The organism is Fluviicola taffensis DSM 16823 (genome assembly GCF_000194605.1).
Classification (GTDB): Bacteria; Bacteroidota; Bacteroidia; order Flavobacteriales_D; family Crocinitomicaceae; genus Fluviicola; species Fluviicola taffensis.
In genome coordinates, this window is sequence record NC_015321.1 from 2,667,027 (window position 1) to 2,687,172 (window position 20,146).

11 protein-coding genes are annotated in these 20,146 nt (G+C 37.8%); 6 read left to right on the top strand and 5 right to left on the bottom strand.

Annotation, left to right across the window (positions count from 1 at the left end):
- Positions 1–6 precede the first annotated feature (6 nt).
- On the bottom strand, positions 7–1,209 hold the full coding sequence (locus FLUTA_RS11670) for an MFS transporter (RefSeq protein ID WP_013687086.1): 1,203 nt from the start codon (positions 1,207–1,209) through the stop codon (positions 7–9).
- 160 nt (positions 1,210–1,369) lie between these two features.
- On the opposite strand from FLUTA_RS11670, the gene FLUTA_RS11675 reads away from it, so the two are divergent.
- Both FLUTA_RS11675 and aroA read left to right on the top strand, forming a co-directional pair.
- Positions 1,370–2,449 (top strand): chorismate mutase, encoded by a 1,080-nt coding sequence (locus tag FLUTA_RS11675; RefSeq protein ID WP_013687087.1) that lies wholly within the window; start codon positions 1,370–1,372, stop codon positions 2,447–2,449.
- Positions 2,449–3,705: a 3-phosphoshikimate 1-carboxyvinyltransferase gene (gene aroA / locus FLUTA_RS11680; protein WP_013687088.1), complete on the top strand. Its 1,257-nt coding sequence runs from the start codon at positions 2,449–2,451 to the stop codon at positions 3,703–3,705. Before FLUTA_RS11675 ends, aroA begins: the two co-directional genes overlap by 1 nt.
- A 272-nt stretch (positions 3,706–3,977) precedes the next feature.
- Here aroA and FLUTA_RS11685 read toward each other — a convergent pair whose 3' ends face one another.
- The 3 genes from FLUTA_RS11685 to FLUTA_RS11695 all read right to left on the bottom strand — a co-directional run bounded on the left by FLUTA_RS11685 (position 3,978) and on the right by FLUTA_RS11695 (position 8,480).
- A complete protein-coding gene (locus FLUTA_RS11685) occupies positions 3,978–5,969 on the bottom strand; it encodes a mucoidy inhibitor MuiA family protein (RefSeq protein WP_013687089.1) in 1,992 nt (663 codons plus the stop codon).
- Between the two features lie 63 nt (positions 5,970–6,032).
- Positions 6,033–7,394, bottom strand: coding sequence for a PD40 domain-containing protein (locus tag FLUTA_RS11690; protein WP_013687090.1), 1,362 nt, complete (start codon positions 7,392–7,394; stop codon positions 6,033–6,035).
- A gap of 234 nt (positions 7,395–7,628) precedes the next feature.
- Positions 7,629–8,480 (bottom strand): EI24 domain-containing protein, encoded by an 852-nt coding sequence (locus tag FLUTA_RS11695; RefSeq protein WP_013687091.1) that lies wholly within the window; start codon positions 8,478–8,480, stop codon positions 7,629–7,631.
- Positions 8,481–8,618: 138 nt separating this feature from the next.
- On the opposite strand from FLUTA_RS11695, the gene purB reads away from it, so the two are divergent.
- Both purB and FLUTA_RS11705 read left to right on the top strand, forming a co-directional pair.
- Positions 8,619–9,971: an adenylosuccinate lyase gene (purB, locus tag FLUTA_RS11700; protein WP_043024274.1), complete on the top strand. Its 1,353-nt coding sequence runs from the start codon at positions 8,619–8,621 to the stop codon at positions 9,969–9,971.
- Between the two features lie 203 nt (positions 9,972–10,174).
- Positions 10,175–11,551: a hypothetical protein gene (locus FLUTA_RS11705; RefSeq protein WP_043023791.1), complete on the top strand. Its 1,377-nt coding sequence runs from the start codon at positions 10,175–10,177 to the stop codon at positions 11,549–11,551.
- Positions 11,552–11,603: 52 nt separating this feature from the next.
- Here the strand turns inward: FLUTA_RS11705 and lnt are convergent, their stop codons facing one another.
- Complete coding sequence (lnt, locus tag FLUTA_RS11710) at positions 11,604–13,205, bottom strand: apolipoprotein N-acyltransferase (protein WP_013687094.1); 1,602 nt, start codon at positions 13,203–13,205, stop codon at positions 11,604–11,606.
- Positions 13,206–13,406: 201 nt separating this feature from the next.
- Between lnt and FLUTA_RS11715 the strand changes: the two genes are divergently transcribed.
- Together FLUTA_RS11715 and FLUTA_RS20810 are read left to right on the top strand one after the other, a co-directional pair.
- Positions 13,407–13,760 carry a hypothetical protein gene (locus tag FLUTA_RS11715; protein ID WP_013687095.1) on the top strand — a complete coding sequence of 118 codons (354 nt, stop codon included), beginning with the start codon at positions 13,407–13,409 and terminating at the stop codon, positions 13,758–13,760.
- Positions 13,761–13,783: 23 nt separating this feature from the next.
- Positions 13,784–20,146: an Ig-like domain-containing protein gene (locus FLUTA_RS20810; RefSeq protein WP_013687096.1), complete on the top strand. Its 6,363-nt coding sequence runs from the start codon at positions 13,784–13,786 to the stop codon at positions 20,144–20,146.

Below are 20,146 nucleotides of genomic sequence, written 5' to 3' on the forward strand. Positions count from 1 at the left end.
ACCAAATTAAGAATTCTTTTTCACTCGAAACGAAGGCAAGAACACTGCAGCAATTCCTATAAGTGGTAGATATGAGCAGATGTGATATACTTCAATAATTCCGCGCTTATCGATTAAATCGCCAAGGAAAGCAGCGCCAATTCCACCCATTCCGAAAGCGAAACCATAAAACATTCCTGAGATCATTCCAATTCTTCCTGGAAGTAATTCCTGAGCATACACAAGAATTGATGGAAAGGCTGAAGCGAGAATAAAACCTGCACATGCCAAACAAACAATCGTTCCAGTCAGATCCATGTAAGGTAAAAGCAAGGTAAATGGAGCTGCTCCTAAGATTGAAAACCAAATGATGTTTCTACGACCGTATTTGTCGCCTGCTAATCCTCCGATTATTGTTCCAAGTGTAATTGCAAAAAGATAAACTGCCAACAACAATTGGCCTTGTGTTCCCTGCAAATTAAACCGCTCTTCCGCATAGAAAATCAAATAACTCGAAATACTGGCAGTGTAAAAGTATTTGGAGAAAAGCAATAGTAACAGGATTCCTACCGAGATGTAAATTCGTCGTTTGGAAAGTTGATGTGTGATGATTCTTGCTTTTGTGTTTTTGAGATGCTCTTGTAAATATCCTTTGTACCAGCGGCTAACAAATAACAGAATTGCAAACCCAGCTAATCCAGCGATGACAAACAACAAGGTGTATTTTTGTCCGAATGGGATAACGCACAAGGCTACTAAAACTGGGCCAAGAGCTGTGCCGCCGTTTCCACCTAATTGAAAAATGGCTTGAGCGAGACTCCTCCTTCCGCCTGAAGCAGAATAAGCAACACGTGAAGCTTCTGGATGAAATACTGACGATGCAAGCCCAATACAACAAGCTGCAGTGAGGGTCATGGTGAAGTTCTCTGAATAGGACAAAATAATAATTCCAGCAATTGCAAATAGCATTCCGAAACTAAAGGAATAAGGCTGGGGATATTTATCTGTAATGGAACCTATTATAGGCTGAAAAAGCGAGGAAGTAATTTGAAATGCAAACATGATGAAGCCGATTTGTCCATAATCCAGATTCTGCGTTTCTTTAATCAGAGGGAATAAGGGCTGCAAAACTCCTTGAATCAAATCATTCAGTAGATGCCCAAAAGCAATTGCGAAAAGAATCGGATAGGTCGTTTTTGTTGTGTCGTATGATTTCGTATCCGCTTTCATGCTGCAAATTTAATTGTTACTTCGTTACAGAGTTGTTAACTCAAGTGCTTATTTTAAAAATAATCCCCCTTACTTTAGCTGACCATTATTCATCTATAAAATTCTATTCTTACGAATTAGGCATTCATAATTCGTAATTATTAGGTAATTTGGTTTTATCATGAATAGCATCTTTCAAAAAGGGAGCAAAAGACCGATTCTTATAGCAGGACCGTGTAGTGCAGAAACAGAAGAGCAAGTAATAGAAACGGCACTTCAGATTAAACAATTTTGTAATATCGATATGTTGCGGGCTGGAATTTGGAAGCCTCGAACGCGACCAGACTCGTTTGAAGGAGTTGGAGAAATCGGATTGAGTTGGTTAGTCAATGCAGGAAAAGAGTTGGGTGTTCCAACGACTACTGAAGTAGCTAATACCAAACATGTGGAACAAGCTTTAAAAGCTGGAGTAGATGTGCTTTGGATTGGAGCTCGAACAACTGTGAATCCTTTTGCTGTGCAAGAAATTGCTGATTCGTTGAAAGGAGTAACAATTCCAGTAATGGTCAAAAATCCCGTAAATCCTGATTTAGAATTGTGGATTGGGGCTTTTGAACGCCTAGAAAAAGTGGGGATCAAAGATCTTGCAGCCATTCATCGTGGTTTTTCGGTCTATAAACACCCTAAATATAGAAATGTGCCCAATTGGGAAATTCCAATTGCATTACATGAACGACTTCCTAATTTGCCTATTATTAATGATCCAAGTCACATTACAGGAAATCGTAATTTGTTGTTAGAAGTTTCTCAAAAAGCAATGGATTTGAATTTTGATGGATTGATTATTGAAACACATCGAAATCCAGATGCTGCTTGGTCGGATGCAGCACAACAGTTGACACCTGAAAATTTAGGAATTCTCTTAGATTCGTTGGTTTTAAGATCTCAGAAATCCGAAAAATTGGATAGCGAACAAATTTCCATCATTCGAGAGAAAATTGGTGATTTGGATGATCGTTTATTCGAAATTCTGACTGCAAGGATGTTGTTGAGTGAAGATTTGGGGCTTTTCAAAAAGGAACATAATATTACGATTCTACAGCCCGAGCATTGGAAAAAACTGATTTCTGCTCGATTGAATAAAGCGACTGAATATAATTTGAGTGAGCGGTTTGTGAGACAAGTGATGGATGCCATTCATCAAGAATCGATTCGACATCAAGTAAGGGTGATGAATAATTCCGCAAAGAAGGAAGAGTGATGAAACAGATTGTTCAGCCTGGTTTACTTTCTGGAACTATTCAAATTCCAGCATCTAAAAGTGATTCTCAACGAGCAATCCTTTGTGCTGCACTATCTGATGGTGTATCCGTTTTAACAGGAGTTGGTAAAAGTGATGACGAACAAGCGATGCTTCGAGCAGTTGCAGAAATGGGCGCGAAAATCAATGTTCTTTCTGATTCGAAGGTGGAAATTAGTGGGATAAGTCACTTTCCTGAAAATGTTGAATTATCTGCTGCAGAATCTGGTCTAGGGTTGCGTTTGTTGACTTGTGTGGCTGCTAGTTTTAATCAAAAAGTAATTTTGACTGGGAGAGGAAGTTTACTTAAAAGACCTATGAATTTTTTAGATGCCGTTTTGCCTCAATTTGGCTGCGCAGTTGCATCGAATCACGGATTTTTACCGCTTGAAGTTCAAGGGCCACTTGTAGGAACGACTATAACTGTTGATGGATCGTTGAGTTCTCAATTCATTTCTGGATTGTTGATGGCACTTCCAAGAAGTCGTCAATCAAGTGTTTTGACTGTTTTAGACATGAAATCTGGACCCTATATTCAGATGACAATACGTACCTTGAAACAATTTGGAATCAAAATAGAACAAGCTGGTAGTCAATTTGAAATATTGGGAAATCAATTGTATCAATCAACTGATTATTCCATAGAAGCAGATTGGAGCTCTGCGAGTTATTGGTTGGTTGCTGCGGCTGTAGGGCATTCAATCACCGTTTCAGGATTAAAGATGAATAGCTTACAAGCGGATAAAGTGTTATTGGATGCTTTGATTAGTGCTGGTTGCAAAATCAGTTTTGAAGCGCAAACAATACGTATCGATGGTTCGGAGCTTCATTCGTTTATGTTTGATGCGACCGATTGCCCGGATTTATTTCCAGCACTGGTGGTTTTGGCAGCTAAATGTAATGGAATCTCGACTTTCAAAGGAGTCGATAGATTGATTCACAAAGAGAGTAATCGAGGAGTGGTTTTGCAAAGTGAATTTGGTAAGATGGGATTGAAAATCGAACTGAAAGGCAATTTCATGACCGTTTTTGGTACTGGATTATTGAATGGAGCAGCTGTCGATTCTCACCACGATCATCGGATTGCAATGTGTATGGCTATCGCTGGAACACTAGCAATAGGAGAAACAAATATTACGAATGCAGAAGCAGTTTCTAAAAGTTATCCTGACTTTTGGAATCATTTGAGTGGGCTAACAAATCATTTTGCCGTTTAGACTGAAAACGAACCTCTTATCATTTAATCGATAATTCTGGTAGATTAATATTTGGAGATTAAAATTGATTTTTTAATTTCGTAATGCTGAAAGCTAAGAGACACACTGCATACTTACTACTAAGTTCTACGGTATTATTTTAATTAACAGCATATTTTATTGCGCCACTTTCTGGTCTTTCAGATTCAGTTGGTGAAGCAATAGTAATTTTTCTTCATAATCAGGTAAAAGCATCCGTCACTGACGGATGCTTTTGAAGTTTATAAGGTTTTTCATTCCAAGTAAACTGGCTGGTTTTTGCCATAATCTACTTGATAATCAAACTTGAATTGCTTTGATTCACCTTTGTTTGTGATGAATTTCCAAGTCAAGATTCCTGTTTTTTCATCCAAAGTTGCCCCAATATACGTTCCTTGTTTCACCTTGATATCATCATTGATGGAAATAGGGAAGTGATCTTTAACGATAATAGGAATTGCAGCTCCACCGTTATTTCGAATGGTGAAATCCCAAGTTACTTCATATTTGTAGCGATTTCCGAGCAAACGTGTTTTACTCATTTCCTCACTTCGTTTTCTTTGCACAACAATTTTCTTATCTTTTCCTAAAGAGAAACTCAAAGTGTCTTTGGCAGAATTTACATCAATGAAGCTTTTACCAATATAAGTTCCATCAAAGTATAAATTTGACTCTCCATTCAATAAATTCAATTTTTCCCAACCAGATATTTGCGCTACCAAATAAACCGATTCATCCAATTTTGGAACGGCGTGGTATTCATAATCGGCTTTCATTTGATAAGTAGCAATTGCCACACGGTGATCGGCATCATCTGAAGGAATTGAAAAGGGTGTTTCGATCTGGAATTCCATACGTAAGTCTTTCTCCACTTGATTTGCAATTGTAGCAGAATAAACATCTTTAGAAGCTACTCCAGGAGTTCGTTCCAGAGCTTTCTTGTCAAATTTAATTGTACTCATTTGAACTTTCGATTTTGTGTTTCTCGATTCTGCACTGATAGAAACTTCTTCTAGACTTTTATATGAATCACTCACTTCTTGTTCCGATTCTGCCCATTTTCCATTTCCTCCAAAAGGATTGTTCAATTTTTCCATTGCAACGGCTTCGGGATATAGTTGTGTTTTGATATATGGAGCATTGATTGTTACATATTTCGTGTGGTATCCCAAATATGTGATGGAATAACCGCGTTCTCCTCTTGGAACCGCGAATGAAAAATGACCAGTAGCATCAGTGGTGAAACTGTTCAATGGATTGCTGTTCATGGAAATTTTAGCAAAAGCTAAAGGTTCACCGGAAGTGGCATCCGTAATTTCTCCGTGAATGGTTTCTCCATCAAAGTTGTATTCTGGAATTTCTCGTTCGATGATTTGTTTACTTGGTGCAGGTCTGTAATAATCTACTTCCCAAGGATAAATCGTAGGTTCCAATGTGTTGTCATAAGGATCATTTGTTGAAAGAATCAATTGGACGTCTTTCCAATCAATTCCCGTACTTTGAGTCACTAATCCTTTAGCTTCCAGAATTACTGGAGCTCCAACACCATTGCTTCGCATGTCGTAATAGGGTTTCCAAGAAGCTTTGTGTGTAATGTAGGTAAATGTGAAATCGATATTTCCAGCGTTTTTAACGTCTAGTTCAACTTCAATTTCAGTGTAGTTAACAACGGGTAATCCTTTTCTCGTATTGATTTCTTGCTCGATTGTATTGATTTTTCGAACGACGATTTCAATCTCGGAATCCAATTGGGATTTACGCGTGTTGATTTCAGATAACTTGGCATGGAAGAAAAGGGAAGCTTCCTTTAGCTCAGCAATCTTCATGGCTTGCTGCTGACTACTTAAACTATTATTTTTTAATAATAATTGTTCATCGAGAAGCAATACTTTGTATTCATCACGTAAAACGCGCTCTTGCTTTTCGAGTGTTTTTTTACGGTCATTCTTTTCAGTCAATTCTGTTTCAGCAATTGTTTTATCATCAAAGTTCTTTCTTGTTCGAACACTTAGAATAGTTGCTTCTTGAGAGCATTTCAACTGAATAGAGCTAGGATCTAAGAAATCGGTTAGTTTTTGAAAGACGACTACTTGTTTCCCTGCAGTTAGGTTCATTTTTTTAGCATGCTCCACTTGAGCACCTTCTTTAAAAACGGTTACTTTTTGGATAACCGATTCTGCTTTACTTTCCTTTTGATTCCAACCGAAAAAAGGAAGTAATAGTAAAATAAATGTGATTTTTTTCATGGTTTATTGGGGTAAAAAAAAACGTACCCAGTTAGGTACGTTTATCTATTCAATTCGTTCAATTTATAGTTTAACTGGTAAAATCAATTTACTTAAATCAATTTCAAAAATATCAATACTACTTTTCTTTTCGTTGATAGTTAGTCCGCTTAAATAAGCTTTCCCTAATTCTTTGTAAATCACAAAATGAGTATCATCATTTACTGAATTTACAGAACCACCAAGGTTTTTAGCTTTTGTCCAACCTGTTCCTGTGTTTTCAGAAACAAAAACATCCAATCCACCCATTCCAACATGGCCTTCAGAGCTGAAGAACAAGAATCTTCCATCTGCAGAAATAAATGGCGTAGTTTCACGGAAATCGCTATTAATACTATCGCTTAATATTTTTGCGTCACCCCATTTTTTACCAGTTCTCTGTACGACATAAATATCTGTAGATCGTTTATCTCCTTTTCTGTCGGAAACAAAATACATCGTATTTCCATCTGCAGTTAATGCTGCTGAGCCTTCAAAGAAACTGGAATTTATTGATTTGTTTGAAATAACTTTTGGAACATTCCACTTTCCTTTTTTGGTGAATTCCACTTCGCAGATATCAGAACTTCCAGTCATTTTTTTAGCACTCGTTGCAGTATTGTTTAAAGTAACAAAAGCATGAAGTCCATCTTTTGACATCCAAGACATGGATTCAAAGCCAGGTCCGTTGATTCGTTCCACATTGTTCGAGATACTATCAAACTTTTGCATCTTTTCATTCCAAACACCTGTGTAAACATCTTCGAAATATTCCTGATCATCTGGATTCATCAATCCGCCAGTTGTATTGGCTCTACGAGATGTAAAATAAATGCGTTTTCCGTTACTAGTCAATACAGGAGAATAATCGTTGTAACCAGAATTCACATCTCCCAATAAGGATAATCTTAAATTTTTCTGAGTGGCATTTTGTTTTGCAAATTCTACCGAAGCAATCTTATGCTCAATATTTAAATCTTTCGCTCTTGCTTTTGAAAGGTGTTTTAAAGCGAGTTGAAAATACGTTGCCGCTGAGTCCAATTCATTTAAATTTTGACAAGCGACACCCAAAATGTCATATATTTCAGCATCCACGTCATCTGGTCCTTTTGTTATAGCGTCAACTCCATATTGTTTTGCATACCCGAAGTTTTTCAAGCGGTAATGACAGAATGAAATCCAATAAGATGCTTTCCAAGTGTTAGGATCCTTAATTGCAGCTTCACGAAAAACCAATAATGCTTCACGAATTTTATTGTCTGTGACTAATTGTTTTCCTTGATCAATTTTGATTAATGCTGCTGATTTATCGATAATTCCAGTGATACTATCTTTTGGATTAGCAGTTAAAGCGAAAGATTTCGTTGAAACTAGCAGTAGTAATAGAGTTCCGAATAGGATTTTCATATTTATTTGTTGAATAATTTGGAGACAAAGTAATACAAAAAAATTAAAAATCAGCAGAGAATAATAACGGATGTTGTTGAATTCATATTTATTGATAGTTCAATAGTTCAATAGTTCAATAGTTCAATAGTTCAATAGTTCAATAGTTCAATAGTTCAATAGTTCAATAGTTCAATAGTTCAATAGTTCAATAGTTCAATATAGATTTCCTTAAACACCTTTTGAACTTTCCCTTCATCTCAAAACATTCTCAGAAAATTGATCTTTGGGCGTGGTTTTCAAATCTAATAAATCATTCATAGCAATGGTTGCTGCAACGATTGCCCAAATTGGAGCAAAAGAAGCGCAAAGCCAAAGTCCTAGATTGGTTAAAAAGGTGAGGATAAAATGTCCAGGATCGGTGCTAAAAGTGGACCAATCAAAAAGGGTATTTAGATCAATGAAATTCCAAATTAAAATGGAATATACAGATCCGATAGAAAGAGCAATCCCTCTGTTTTCACGTGCTAATTGCGTGCTTTCTTGAACATTCATCTGCAACCTTTCGTGAATGTAGTCCATGAAGGAAAAGCCGTAATAATAGAAACTGATAAAAAATAAAATATGGCGAATAGGACTTTGGTTGAAATCTCCCCATCCAAGTATTCCAACAAGGAAAATGATCGTGAAGAAAAAGACTTCCCACATGATATTTCGGATGCCAATTTTGAGTCCTCGTTGAATATCTTGAACCAACTGTTTGAAATTGAATCGATACCTGTTTCCAGTTAAAATAAACTCTACTTTTTGAGATATTTTAGAAAAGAGAGGCGCAAGTAGAATCACCACCAAGTATTTTGCAAAGCGCATCAAAGTTGTGGCAATGAGAATTTCTGTCATTAATTTAATCAAGAACCAAATAATCCCATTCATATTGGTGGCGTTCGCTTTTGGTTCGTGAATATGAATCATAAACCCAATCTGATAAATTCCAAGCATCAAGATTGCTGGGAATATAATATACAGATAAAGCTTGTAATCAAGAATTAAACGAAAGGCCTTGATGTAAGCTCGATATCCAATCAGCAAGTTTTTAAAAAATCGCATTCTCAAAGTTAGTGAACTTCGCTCAATTAGGGATTAAGCATTCGTAATTCGTAATTAATTAAGAACTATCTTTGCGCCTTCGCTGAAGCTTCAGCGTAAGTGTTGCACCTTCAAAAAAATCTAAGTATGAGTAATTCAATGTCTCTCACATCGCTAACAGCAATTAGTCCAGTTGATGGGCGCTACCGTTCAAAAGTGAACGAATTGGCACCTTATTTTTCCGAATTCGGATTGATTAAGTACCGGGTGCATGTGGAAGTTGAATACTTCATTGCTTTGGTTGAAGCAGAAATTGGTCCTTTGAAAGAAGTATCAACTTCCGTTTTTCCGAGGCTGCGTGAAATTGTAAGCGCTTTTTCCGAGAATGATGCTTTAGAGATTAAAAACATTGAGAAAACAACCAATCACGATGTGAAAGCGGTTGAATATTTCTTGAAAGATAAAATGCAAAATCTGGGATTGGAAAACTACTTGGAGTTTATTCATTTTGGTTTGACGTCTCAAGATATTAATAACACATCAATTCCTTTAAGTCTAAAAGAAGCTGTTGGTGAGGTTTATATTCCTGCATTGAATGAGTTAATTCAAGTGTTGAGAGGATATACAAACGATTGGTCTTCGATTGCGCTTTTAGCTAGAACACATGGTCAGCCAGCTTCTCCAACTGTTTTAGGAAAAGAAATTGGAGTTTTTGTTTACCGATTGGAAACGCAATTGGAAATTCTTAAAACCATTCCATTTGCAGCCAAATTTGGTGGTGCTACAGGTAATTTCAATGCTCATCAAGTGGCGTTTCCAGAAACTGATTGGGTGGCATTTTCAAATAAATTTGTCAATGATCAATTGGGTTTAACAAGAAGTCAGTTGACCACTCAAATTGAAAATTATGACCAATTGGCAAATTTGTTTGATTGTTTGAAACGAATCAATACGATTATTTTGGATTTAGACCGTGATATGTGGACTTACATTTCAATGGATTATTTCAAGCAAAAATTGAAAGAAGGTGAAGTTGGTTCTTCAGCGATGCCACATAAAGTAAATCCAATTGATTTTGAAAATTCAGAAGGAAATATTGGAATTGCAAATGCTTTGTATGAGCATCTTTCAGCTAAATTACCTGTGTCAAGATTGCAACGTGACTTAACGGATTCAACTGTTTTAAGAGCCATTGGAATGCCATTAGCACATTCATTGATTGCTTTCAAGGCTTCAATCGCTGGATTGAAAAAGTTGTTGTTGAATGAACAAGCGATTCAAGAAGATTTGGAGAACAATTGGGCCGTTGTTGCAGAAGCAATTCAAACGATTTTGAGAAGTATTGGTTTTCCAAAACCTTACGAGGCTTTGAAGGGATTAACTCGTAAGAATGAGAAAGTTACTCAGGCCACCGTTCACGAATTTATTGATACTCTAGCTGTCGATGAAACGATGAAAAACAGATTGAAAGAGATAACCCCATCGAATTATACAGGAGTTAAACTGGTGTAACAAATCTTTTAGTATATTACAGAAAAAAAGCCTTGCGATTTATTCAATTTCTCTTTTTTCTAGGATTAAGCACTTCTTTTTGGGCGCAATTGCCACTGCAAATTGACTGGGGGCCGAATAATCTTTCCCGTCCGAATACTTTAGCAATTCTACCCAAGAATAATGGGGTGTTTTTCACATTTCATTATTCCAATTCATCCCTAATGCCAGCAGCGAAAGTTTCGCGTTTTGAAAATGGGATGGAGGTTATTTCGAAAAAGATAGAACCTAGAATTGACCAAAAAATGGTCACATTGGAGGATGTGTTTCTATTCGATAATCGTCTTTTCGCACTTTTCTCTGATAAAGTTGGGGCCTCAGTTACTCTGTATTTACAAGAGTATGATGATGATGTAGATCAGTATGGTTTGCCTTTTGTGGTTGCTTCTTATGTGGTTCCAAAAGGGTGGAGTAGAAACGTTTTGGTGACAACAAAAATTTCGCCTAGTAGTAACTATTTAGTTGTTGATTATTTAATTCCAGCTAAAAAGGAAACCTATGATCGATTTGGATACAATATCTTAAATGTTCAATTGAAATCAATTCGTGAGGGAGAGTATGAAATTCCATACGATTCGAAGGTGACATCTGTTGAGGCCCGACATTTAACCAACAAAGGAGATTATTTCTTAGGTGTTTCAGTGTTTTCAAAGGCATATCTTAGTACTTGGAAGGATTTTGGATTAGTAGATAAATCGGTGATTATTCACATGAGCGCGGAAGATTCATTGAAAATTCACGAACTGGATATGGTTCAGACGAAAGTTTACAATTTTTCAATTACATCTAACGATTCACTGGCAATAATCACAGGTACTTGGGGAGATGAAGAATCTAAAGGGGCAAAAGGAATCTTTTATTCAACCTTTTCTTTATTGACGAATTCTTTAGATTCTACACGATTTTTAGAATTTCCTAAAGAAATTTTGGATCAAGAAAACAAGGATTCAGACGATATCTATTCGATGCAAAATGTGAATGGAGAATTACTCAATTATGCATTTAGAAATATTGCTTTGTTGCCAGATGGTTCCATCAATGTACTTGCAGAACAATATTACATTTATGAAGTGAATTCTGCGGATTCCAGAGGAATGAATCAGATTACCAATTATTACAATTACAACGATTGTATCGTTTATTCTATTTCAAAATTGGGGGAGTTAAACTGGTTTCGAAAAATTCCTAAAAAGCAAGAGTCCATCAATGATTATGGTCAGTTTTCCTCTTTAATTAGCTATTTTAGTAAGGGAGACCTAATTTTATTTTTCAATGATAATACTCAAAATTACGATGAATTAGGAACTTACAAAGGAACCCGAATTTCATTTTCAAACTCTTTGAGATACAAAGAATATTGCCTAGCACGAACGGTTGTGAATCTAGAAACGGGAGATACCAAACGCAATTTATTTTCCCATTACGACGCCATTGAAGGTTTTGTTTGTTTGAAATTATCGTGTGTAAATTATCAAACGCATCAGGTTATTTTCTCTGCAATGAGTAAAAAAGACAAGTACGGAATTTTACATTTTGAGTAAGAGACTGTTTCGCTAATTGTTATTTGATAAGCTAAAGTCTTAGTTTATCAAATCAAATTTCCGTCCTTCTTTTAAAGATTCGTAAAAATCTTAAGAATGCAAACATGCCCAATCCAGCTAGTGCAAAATAACCGATAAAATCTCCAAGAATCTGATAGAGTGTTTTCTTTGAATTCAGCTGAATGGTATAATTGAACTGTGTTTTTTTCCACCATGCGGTTTCTTTCAAAATATCCCCACGGTTGTTGATTACTCCGGATTTTCCAGTGTTTGCAGATCGAACAACGTATTTATTATTCTCGATAGCTCTCAAGCGCGCAAATTGAAAATGTTGCTTGTAGCCAGGAGTGTCGCCCCACCAGCCATCATTGGTAATAATAGCGATAAATTCCGACCCTTTTTTAGCTTGTTTTGCAATGAAACCACCATAGATTGATTCATAACAAACTGCTGAAGAGAATTTTACGCGATTTTTCTCGAAAATTTTAGGCTCTTTTTCAATTCCCATACTTCCTGATCCGCCTTCCATTTCTACTGCTAGGTCTTCTAAAAAGGGGAATATCCCAACAAAAGGGATTTTCTCGACACCCAATACCAGTTTTGATTTGTGAATGATTTTCGGTTCTGGGGTATTATCAAAAAGGATGGAAGAATTGTATTTTTCCAAATACGAATTGAATTGAGGTTCAAAATGACTGGCAGCTGAATTTTTAGTATCGAATAATTGAAATGTAGATGCACCAATTAAGAAGCCGGCATTTGCCCAACGTGCACGATGTTCATTGATTATATGGAAAAATGTTTCTTTTCGCAATCCGTCTTCATAAATATATCCGATTGGATAAAGTGCTGTTTCAGGAGCGATTACGAGTTGTGTCTCTTTTGAAATGGATTTATCGGCTTGCTCTAATAGAATCTTCAATTGTTCATCATTGCTTAGTACAAATTTTTCATCATAAGGATCAACATTGGGTTGAAGAATTGCCACATTATAAGGTTTTCCTTCCGTGCTTTTCGAGAAATAAAGGATAGTTGAAAAAATAAGTGGAATGGAGAGAACTATAACCCCAAGAATAAAATAAGTGCTTTTATACCAGTTTTTTGGTTGGATGAGGATTTTATAGAGCAATAAATTAAGGATCAAAATCCACAACGATCCTCCCAAAACTCCAGTAATTGAGTACCATTGAATCCAAGTGGTTTTAGAAGCAAAAACATTTCCTAAGGTTAGCCATGGCCATGATAATTCCCAGTGAAAATGAGAAAATTCAAAGGATAGCCAAACACATATAAGGATTGGTCCATTCCATTTTGTGCCTAATTTTCGTTTCAGTAAATGGTATAACAAAAAAGCCAGTGCCATTAATAAACTATTCGCAAAAAATGCCATATACGCACCACCTGGACTTGCATTGTAAACCCACCAAGTAGTCCCCAAATTGTAAATGAAGAAGGTTAAATAAGCATGTAGAAACAAGCTAAAAGCCTTTTTTTGAGTGTGAAAATGGGATTCAACTAAAAGAAGTGGGATCCAAGAAACGAATGCTAAAAAGGTAATCCCACCTGTTTCGGGAAAAGAAATCGTTAAAAGAATACCAGATAATATACTTAGCAACCAACGATTTAGTCTTTTTTGAATGATTTTTTCTATCATGATACGAAATTACAATTTGTTTCAGATAGATGATTCAATTTCGACGAATACCTTGAAAACACAGACGAATATTGGTTTTTCATTGTGAATTATCACACGAAAAAATGAAAATAAACTGTTAAAAAATAGATTTTATTCAAAAAAAAGACAACCCTCCGCAATTTTTTCGTCACATTTGTACAGAACTAAAATATACTTTTAATGAACAAAAATTTCATTAACTGCTTGTACATTACTACTACGCTCTCTTTATTCTCCGCGTTTCATAGTTATGGGCAACAGCTTGATAGACATGATGATAGTATTTATCAAAATCAACACATTACAGGTGTTGGTACTTCTACAGTTGTATATCATTTGACAGAATCATTGAAAGATAATGTGTTAGTTGAACTAGAAAATTATCTGGAATCAATGAATGCAATTACACAGGTCGATATTCAAGGCTTGGATGTTTTCATTCAATTCAAAGAGGCTACAACAAATGAGATGATTTATCCATTCATTCAGCGGATGGAAATGTTGTACATCAACAAGAATCCAAAAACAAGATAATTCTTAATACTACTCTCTCCAGTATGAAAACAACTATTTTTTGGGGTTATTTCCTATTTCCTCTATTTACCCTTTTAGGTCTATCTGCATTCTCTCAAGGGTCAGATACTCAAGCCGGAGCAACTGGTGTTCCAGTTACTTTACCATTTGCAGCAACGGGATCAACCGTTTCAGCAACAAATAATTATGATATTGGAGGTACTACGGTAGATGATGGACCAGATTGGTTTTACTACCACTGTGCTACATCCAATGCAACCATTTGGGTTACGATCACTTTTACACCAAATATCACCAATCCCGTATTGCCATCAATAACAATTTTGGATGCTACAGGTGTTACTTTATTGGGACAAACACAAATTTTCGGAGATAATTCAGGAACTTATGGAATTCCATATACACCAACTGCAGGACAATGCTATTATTTTGTGATAGATAATGATGGAGCAACTGGAGGATTCAATTACAACATCAGTATGTCAAATACTGTTCCTCCACATCCTGCGAATCCAACACAACCAGCCTGTACAAATATTGGCTTTGATGCAGCTTCAACAGCTGGTTGGTTAGGTTCTTGGGGGCATTCGATGCAAACTGGAGTATCTCCACAACCAACACCAACTTATACGCCTATTTTTTATAATACAACTGGTGGTCATCATACGATTACAACTCCAGGAATTGACATACAAGCACCCATTCAGAAAGTTTGCCCTCAAATTCCGGGAAACACGAATTCATTGTTGCTCGGAGATGGACCAAATGGAGCTTATGGCGGAGCGAGTATTGAACAGAAATTTCAAGTCACAGCTTCCAATGCATTGTTTATTTATTATTATGCATTGGTGATCCAAGATGGAGGAGCAGCCGGTGGAGGAAGTACAACAGCTCATACCGACCAAGAACAACCTTATTTTAAGATTGATGCACTGGATTGTGGTGGAGTTCCTATTGCTTGTGGAAATTTATTGGTGACCGGAGGTCCTGGAATCCCTGGGTTTACCCAGCTTGGAACATCAGGTATTTACTGGAAAGATTGGACAGCAGTGATGTTGGATCTAACTCCTTATATTGGTTCGTGTGTAACGATGAGATTTACTTTAGGTGATTGTTCGATCGGAGCACACTATGCTTATGCTTATTTGGATGCAACATGTGGACCAATGAGTATTGTTGCACCACCAACTATTTGTCAGTTTCAAACTTCTACATTAACAGCTCCTGCTGGTGCAGCAACTTATTCTTGGGTGGAAACTTCTGCTCCTGGAACAGTTTTAGGAACTGCGAATACGCTTTCCGTTACGCCAACTACAACAGGTACGTTTAATTATCAGTGTACGATGACATCGGTTGCAGGTTGTAGTTCGACTTTGACTACATCTGTTACTGTTTTGCCATCACCGCAAATTACGGTTACGAATCCAGCGTCTGTTTGTTCGCCGGGGACGGTTAATTTGACAAGTGCTGGCGTGGTTACAATTAATTCAGGTACAGGAACGATTGGATATTTTTCGGATGCGGCTTGTACCATTCCTATAGCTTCTCCAAGTGCTATTTCGGTCAGTGGAACTTATTACATTCGGATCTTAAATGCAAATGGGTGCTTTGAAATAGAACCAGTAACTGTCGTTGTGAATGCAAGTCCAACGGCGGATGTTACAACCCTTGATCAGGCGATTTGTCCTGGTGCAAGTGTGAATTTGAATGCAACACTTACACCCGCAGGTTATAATAATCCGGTGACGTTTACGAATACAACGGATTTCTCGTTGAATGATGGAAGTGTAACGCCGATTAATTCTCCGATTACAGTAACAGGAATTACCCCACAAACAGCTGGAGTTCTGCCAATTGTTTCCGTAAATCTGAATATTCCACATACATATGTTGGTGACGTGACTGTTTGGCTTCGCTGTCCAAACGGAAGCACTATTGAGCTAACATCTGATAATGGAGGGGCAGGGCAAAACTATACCAACACCACTTTTGTTCCGACAGGTTCTCCTTCTATCACAACCGGAACTGCACCTTTTACTGGAAGTTTCACTCCAGAACAGGCCTTTTCTTTATTGAATTCCTGCGCAGTTAATGGGGTTTGGACACTCCAGGTGTATGATTTGGGGGTAGGAGATGTAGGAACACTAACCGATTGGTCTATTACCTTTAATAATTTTGTTCCTCCTACATTTGTTTGGTCGCCAACTACCAATATGACCAATTCTACGACATTAACTCCAACAGTTGCACCAACTACCACAACCATTTATACCTTAACTGGAACCAATTCAATTGGAGGTTGTACCTCAACGGATCAAGTTACGATAACTGTAAACCCACTTCCAACAGCAACAATCTCAGGAACGACAACGGTTTGTCAGAATGCGACGGCACCAACTGTTACTTTCACGGGAGCGAATGGAATAGCGCCTTATACATTTACTTACAATATCAATGGGGGGGCGAATCAAACGGTAAGTAGCGGAGCGGGAGTAACAGCAACCGTTACCGCACCAACTACAGTTTCAGGAACATTTACTTATAATTTAGTGAGTGTAACGAGTGCAATGGGTTGTTCTCAAAATCAGCCAGGAACAGCCGTAATTACCGTAAATCCGATTCCAACCGTCAACGCACCAGCGCCTCAAACGGTTTGTGCAAATACATCAACAACGGCTGTTACTTTTACAGGTAATAATACTGCAATCACAACCTTCGACTGGACGAATAATAGCACTTCCATTGGATTGGGGGCAAATGGAACAGGAAATATAGCTTCATTTACAGGAACGAATGCAACTGCTTCACCCATTACGGCTACCATTACAGTAACTCCAACTTTGAATACTTGTGTTGGAACTCCACAAAACTTCACCATAACGGTCAATCCAACTCCAACTGTGAATGCGCCAACACCGCAAACGGTTTGTGCCAATACATCTACAACACCTGTTGTTTTTACAGGAAATAATACCGCCACAACAACTTTCAATTGGACGAATAATACCACTTCCATTGGATTAGGAGCGAATGGAACAGGAACTATTGGGGCTTTTACAGCAACAAATGGAACGGCTGCACCGGTAGTTGCTACAATTACAGTAACTCCAACGTTGAATGTGTGTAGTGGAACTCCTCAGAATTTCACCATAACGGTCAATCCAATTCCAACTGTTAATGCACCGACACCACAAACGATTTGTGCAAATACATCAACAACGGCTGTTACTTTTACAGGTAATAATACTGCAACCACAACTTTCGACTGGACGAATAATACCACTTCCATTGGATTGGTAGCAAATGGAACAGGAAATATAGCTTCATTTACAGGAACGAATGCAACTGCTTCACCCGTTACGGCTACCATTACAGTAACTCCAACTTTGAACACCTGTGTTGGAACTTCACAAAATTTCACCATAACGGTCAATCCAATTCCAACGGTCAATGTACCAACGCCACAAACGATTTGTGCAAACACATCTGCAACGACGGTTACTTTCACCGGAAATAACACAGCAACAACAACTTTTAACTGGACGAATAACAACACTTCCATTGGATTGGGAGCAAACGGAACAGGAAATATTGGTTCGTTTACAGCAACAAATGCAACTGCTACTCCTGTTACAGCTACGATTACAGTAACACCAACGTTGAATGGCTGTGTTGGGATATCTCAAAATTTCAGTATAACGGTGAATCCAGCTCCAACAATTGGAGGGACTTTTACAGTATGTGCCGGATCAACAACTCAATTAACTGGAAGTGGAACTCCAGCATTAGCGACTCCATGGACCTCTTCAAATACAGCAATAGCAACAATCTCTACTACTGGTTTGGTGGCTGGAGTGAACCCAGGAACGAGTACCATTACTTATACTAATTCGGATGGATGTTCGATTACGCAAGCCGTAACAATTACATCTGGCGCAACAATTACAGGGACGCTAAATGTTTGTACGGGATCGACAACTCAATTAACGGGAAGTGGAACTCCAGCAACAACAAGTCCGTGGAGTTCTTCAAATAATGCGGTAGCAACTGTTTCCAATACTGGATTAGTTACAGGCATAAGTGCTGGAACGACAACAATAACTTATACCAATTCAACAGGATGTTTGGATAATGAAGTATTAACCGTAAATCCATTGCCAACAATTACAGGTTCGGATGTTTGTATTGGAGCGACTACTCAATTAACAGCTTCTGGAACTGCTAATGCAACCAATCCATGGGTTTCTTCTAATCCTACGATAGCAACAATAAGTGCTACAGGTTTGGTAAATGGCATTTCTGCTGGTTCTGCGGTTATGACTTACACAAATTCAAATGGGTGTTCCAATACCATGACTCTAAATGTGCTTGGATTACCAGTGATTTCAGGGACTTTAAATGCTTGTATCGGAGCAACAACTCAATTATCTGCGACAGGTACGCCAAATATTACAAATCCATGGGCATCATCTAATACAGGTGTTGCAACGGTTTCTAATACAGGGCTTGTTACAGGAGTTTCAGCAGGAACTACTACAATCACATATACGAATTCGGGCTCTTGCCAAACGACAACTGTTGTAACAATTAACTCATTGCCAACAATTACTGGAACTCTTTCCGTTTGCGCAGGATTAACTACTCAACTGACTGGTTCTGGTACCGCAAATACGACAAATCCATGGACTTCTTCGAATACTTCGGTAGCAACGATTTCCAATACAGGATTAGTTACTGGAGTTTCTGCAGGAACAGCAACGATTACTTATTTAAATAACAATGCGTGTTCCCAAACGGCAAGTATTACCGTAAATGCTCTTCCTACAGCAGCAATTGCAGGTGCTTCAACTATTTGTGCTGGGTCAAGTACAACATTCACCATTTCTGGAACACCAAATGCAACCGTAATTTATTCGAATGGAACAGTCAATTCGAATGTCGTGTTGAACGCTGCTGGAAATGCTACTGTAAACACAGGAGTGCTAAATGCAACAACTACGTATACGTTGGTTTCAGCCCAATCGGCAACTCCGGCATCTTGTACAAATACCTTAACTGGATCAATTGTTGTAACGGTAAATCCAATTCCTGTGATGAATCCAGTTGCAAATACAGTGGTTTGTCCTGGAGACAACGTTACGATTCCAGCTTTTACATCCAATCCAGCAGGAGCCACTTATGCTTGGACAAATACAAATACAGCTACTGGACTTGGAGCAAGTGGGAGTGGAGATATTCCAAATTTTGTTGGGGTAAATCCAGGAACAACTCCAATCAGTGGAACCATAACCGTTATCCCAACTTTAAATGGTTGTTCTGGTTTAGCGGTAACATTTACAATTGGTGTTAGCAATAATCCAGCGGCAAATGCGGGTGTTGATTTAAGCCTTTGTATCAATTCAACTTCAGGAAATCAAATTGGATCGCCAGCTGTTGTAGGAAATACGTATTCTTGGAACCCAGCAACTGATTTGAGCGATGCAACAATTTCCAATCCCACGGTGAACACAACAGTCCAAGGAACAACGCAATACACAGTGACAGTGACAAATACATTAGGTTGTGAATCTACGGATCAAGTTTCTATTACGATTCATCCATTACCGGCTGTTTCATTCCAAGCGAGTTCTGATGAAGGTTGCGCACCCGTTTCAATCACATTTACGAATGACGACCCTACGAATTCTGTCAATTGTGTTTGGACCATTCCAGGTGTTGGAACTCAAGTTGGTTGTGGATCAATCACTCAACAGTTCAATACTGCTGGGGTCTTTGATGTAAGCTTAACTATTACAGATGCAAATGGTTGCGTAAATTCGATGACTAATTCAGGAATGATTACGATTTATCCTGAAGTTGATGCTTCCTTCGGAGTAAATGTTCTTGAGCAATCAATTTTGAATCCGGTATTCCAATTGACAAATAATTCAACAAATGCGACGGCTTATTTGTGGGAATTTGGAGATGGAACAACTTCTACTCAAACGAATCCAACACATACATATACAGAAACGCCAGGGGTGTATCGTATTTATTTGTATGCATCGAATCCTGCGGGTTGTAATGACAGTGCTGTAATTGTTGTGTCAGTAATTGACGAGCTGATTTTTTATATTCCAAATACCTTCACACCAGATGGTGATGAATTTAATAACACCTTCTTCCCAGTCTTCAGTTCTGGATTCGACGCGCAGAATTATACTTTGTTGATTTTTGATCGTTGGGGGGAAATCATCTTCGAGTCTCACGATGTGGATTTTGGTTGGGACGGAACTTATATTGGACAGTTGTGTAAAGAAGGAGTTTATACTTGGAAGATTACTATCAAGGAACGAAATAAAGACAAGCATCACGAATATGTGGGGCATGTGAATTTGTTGAAGTAG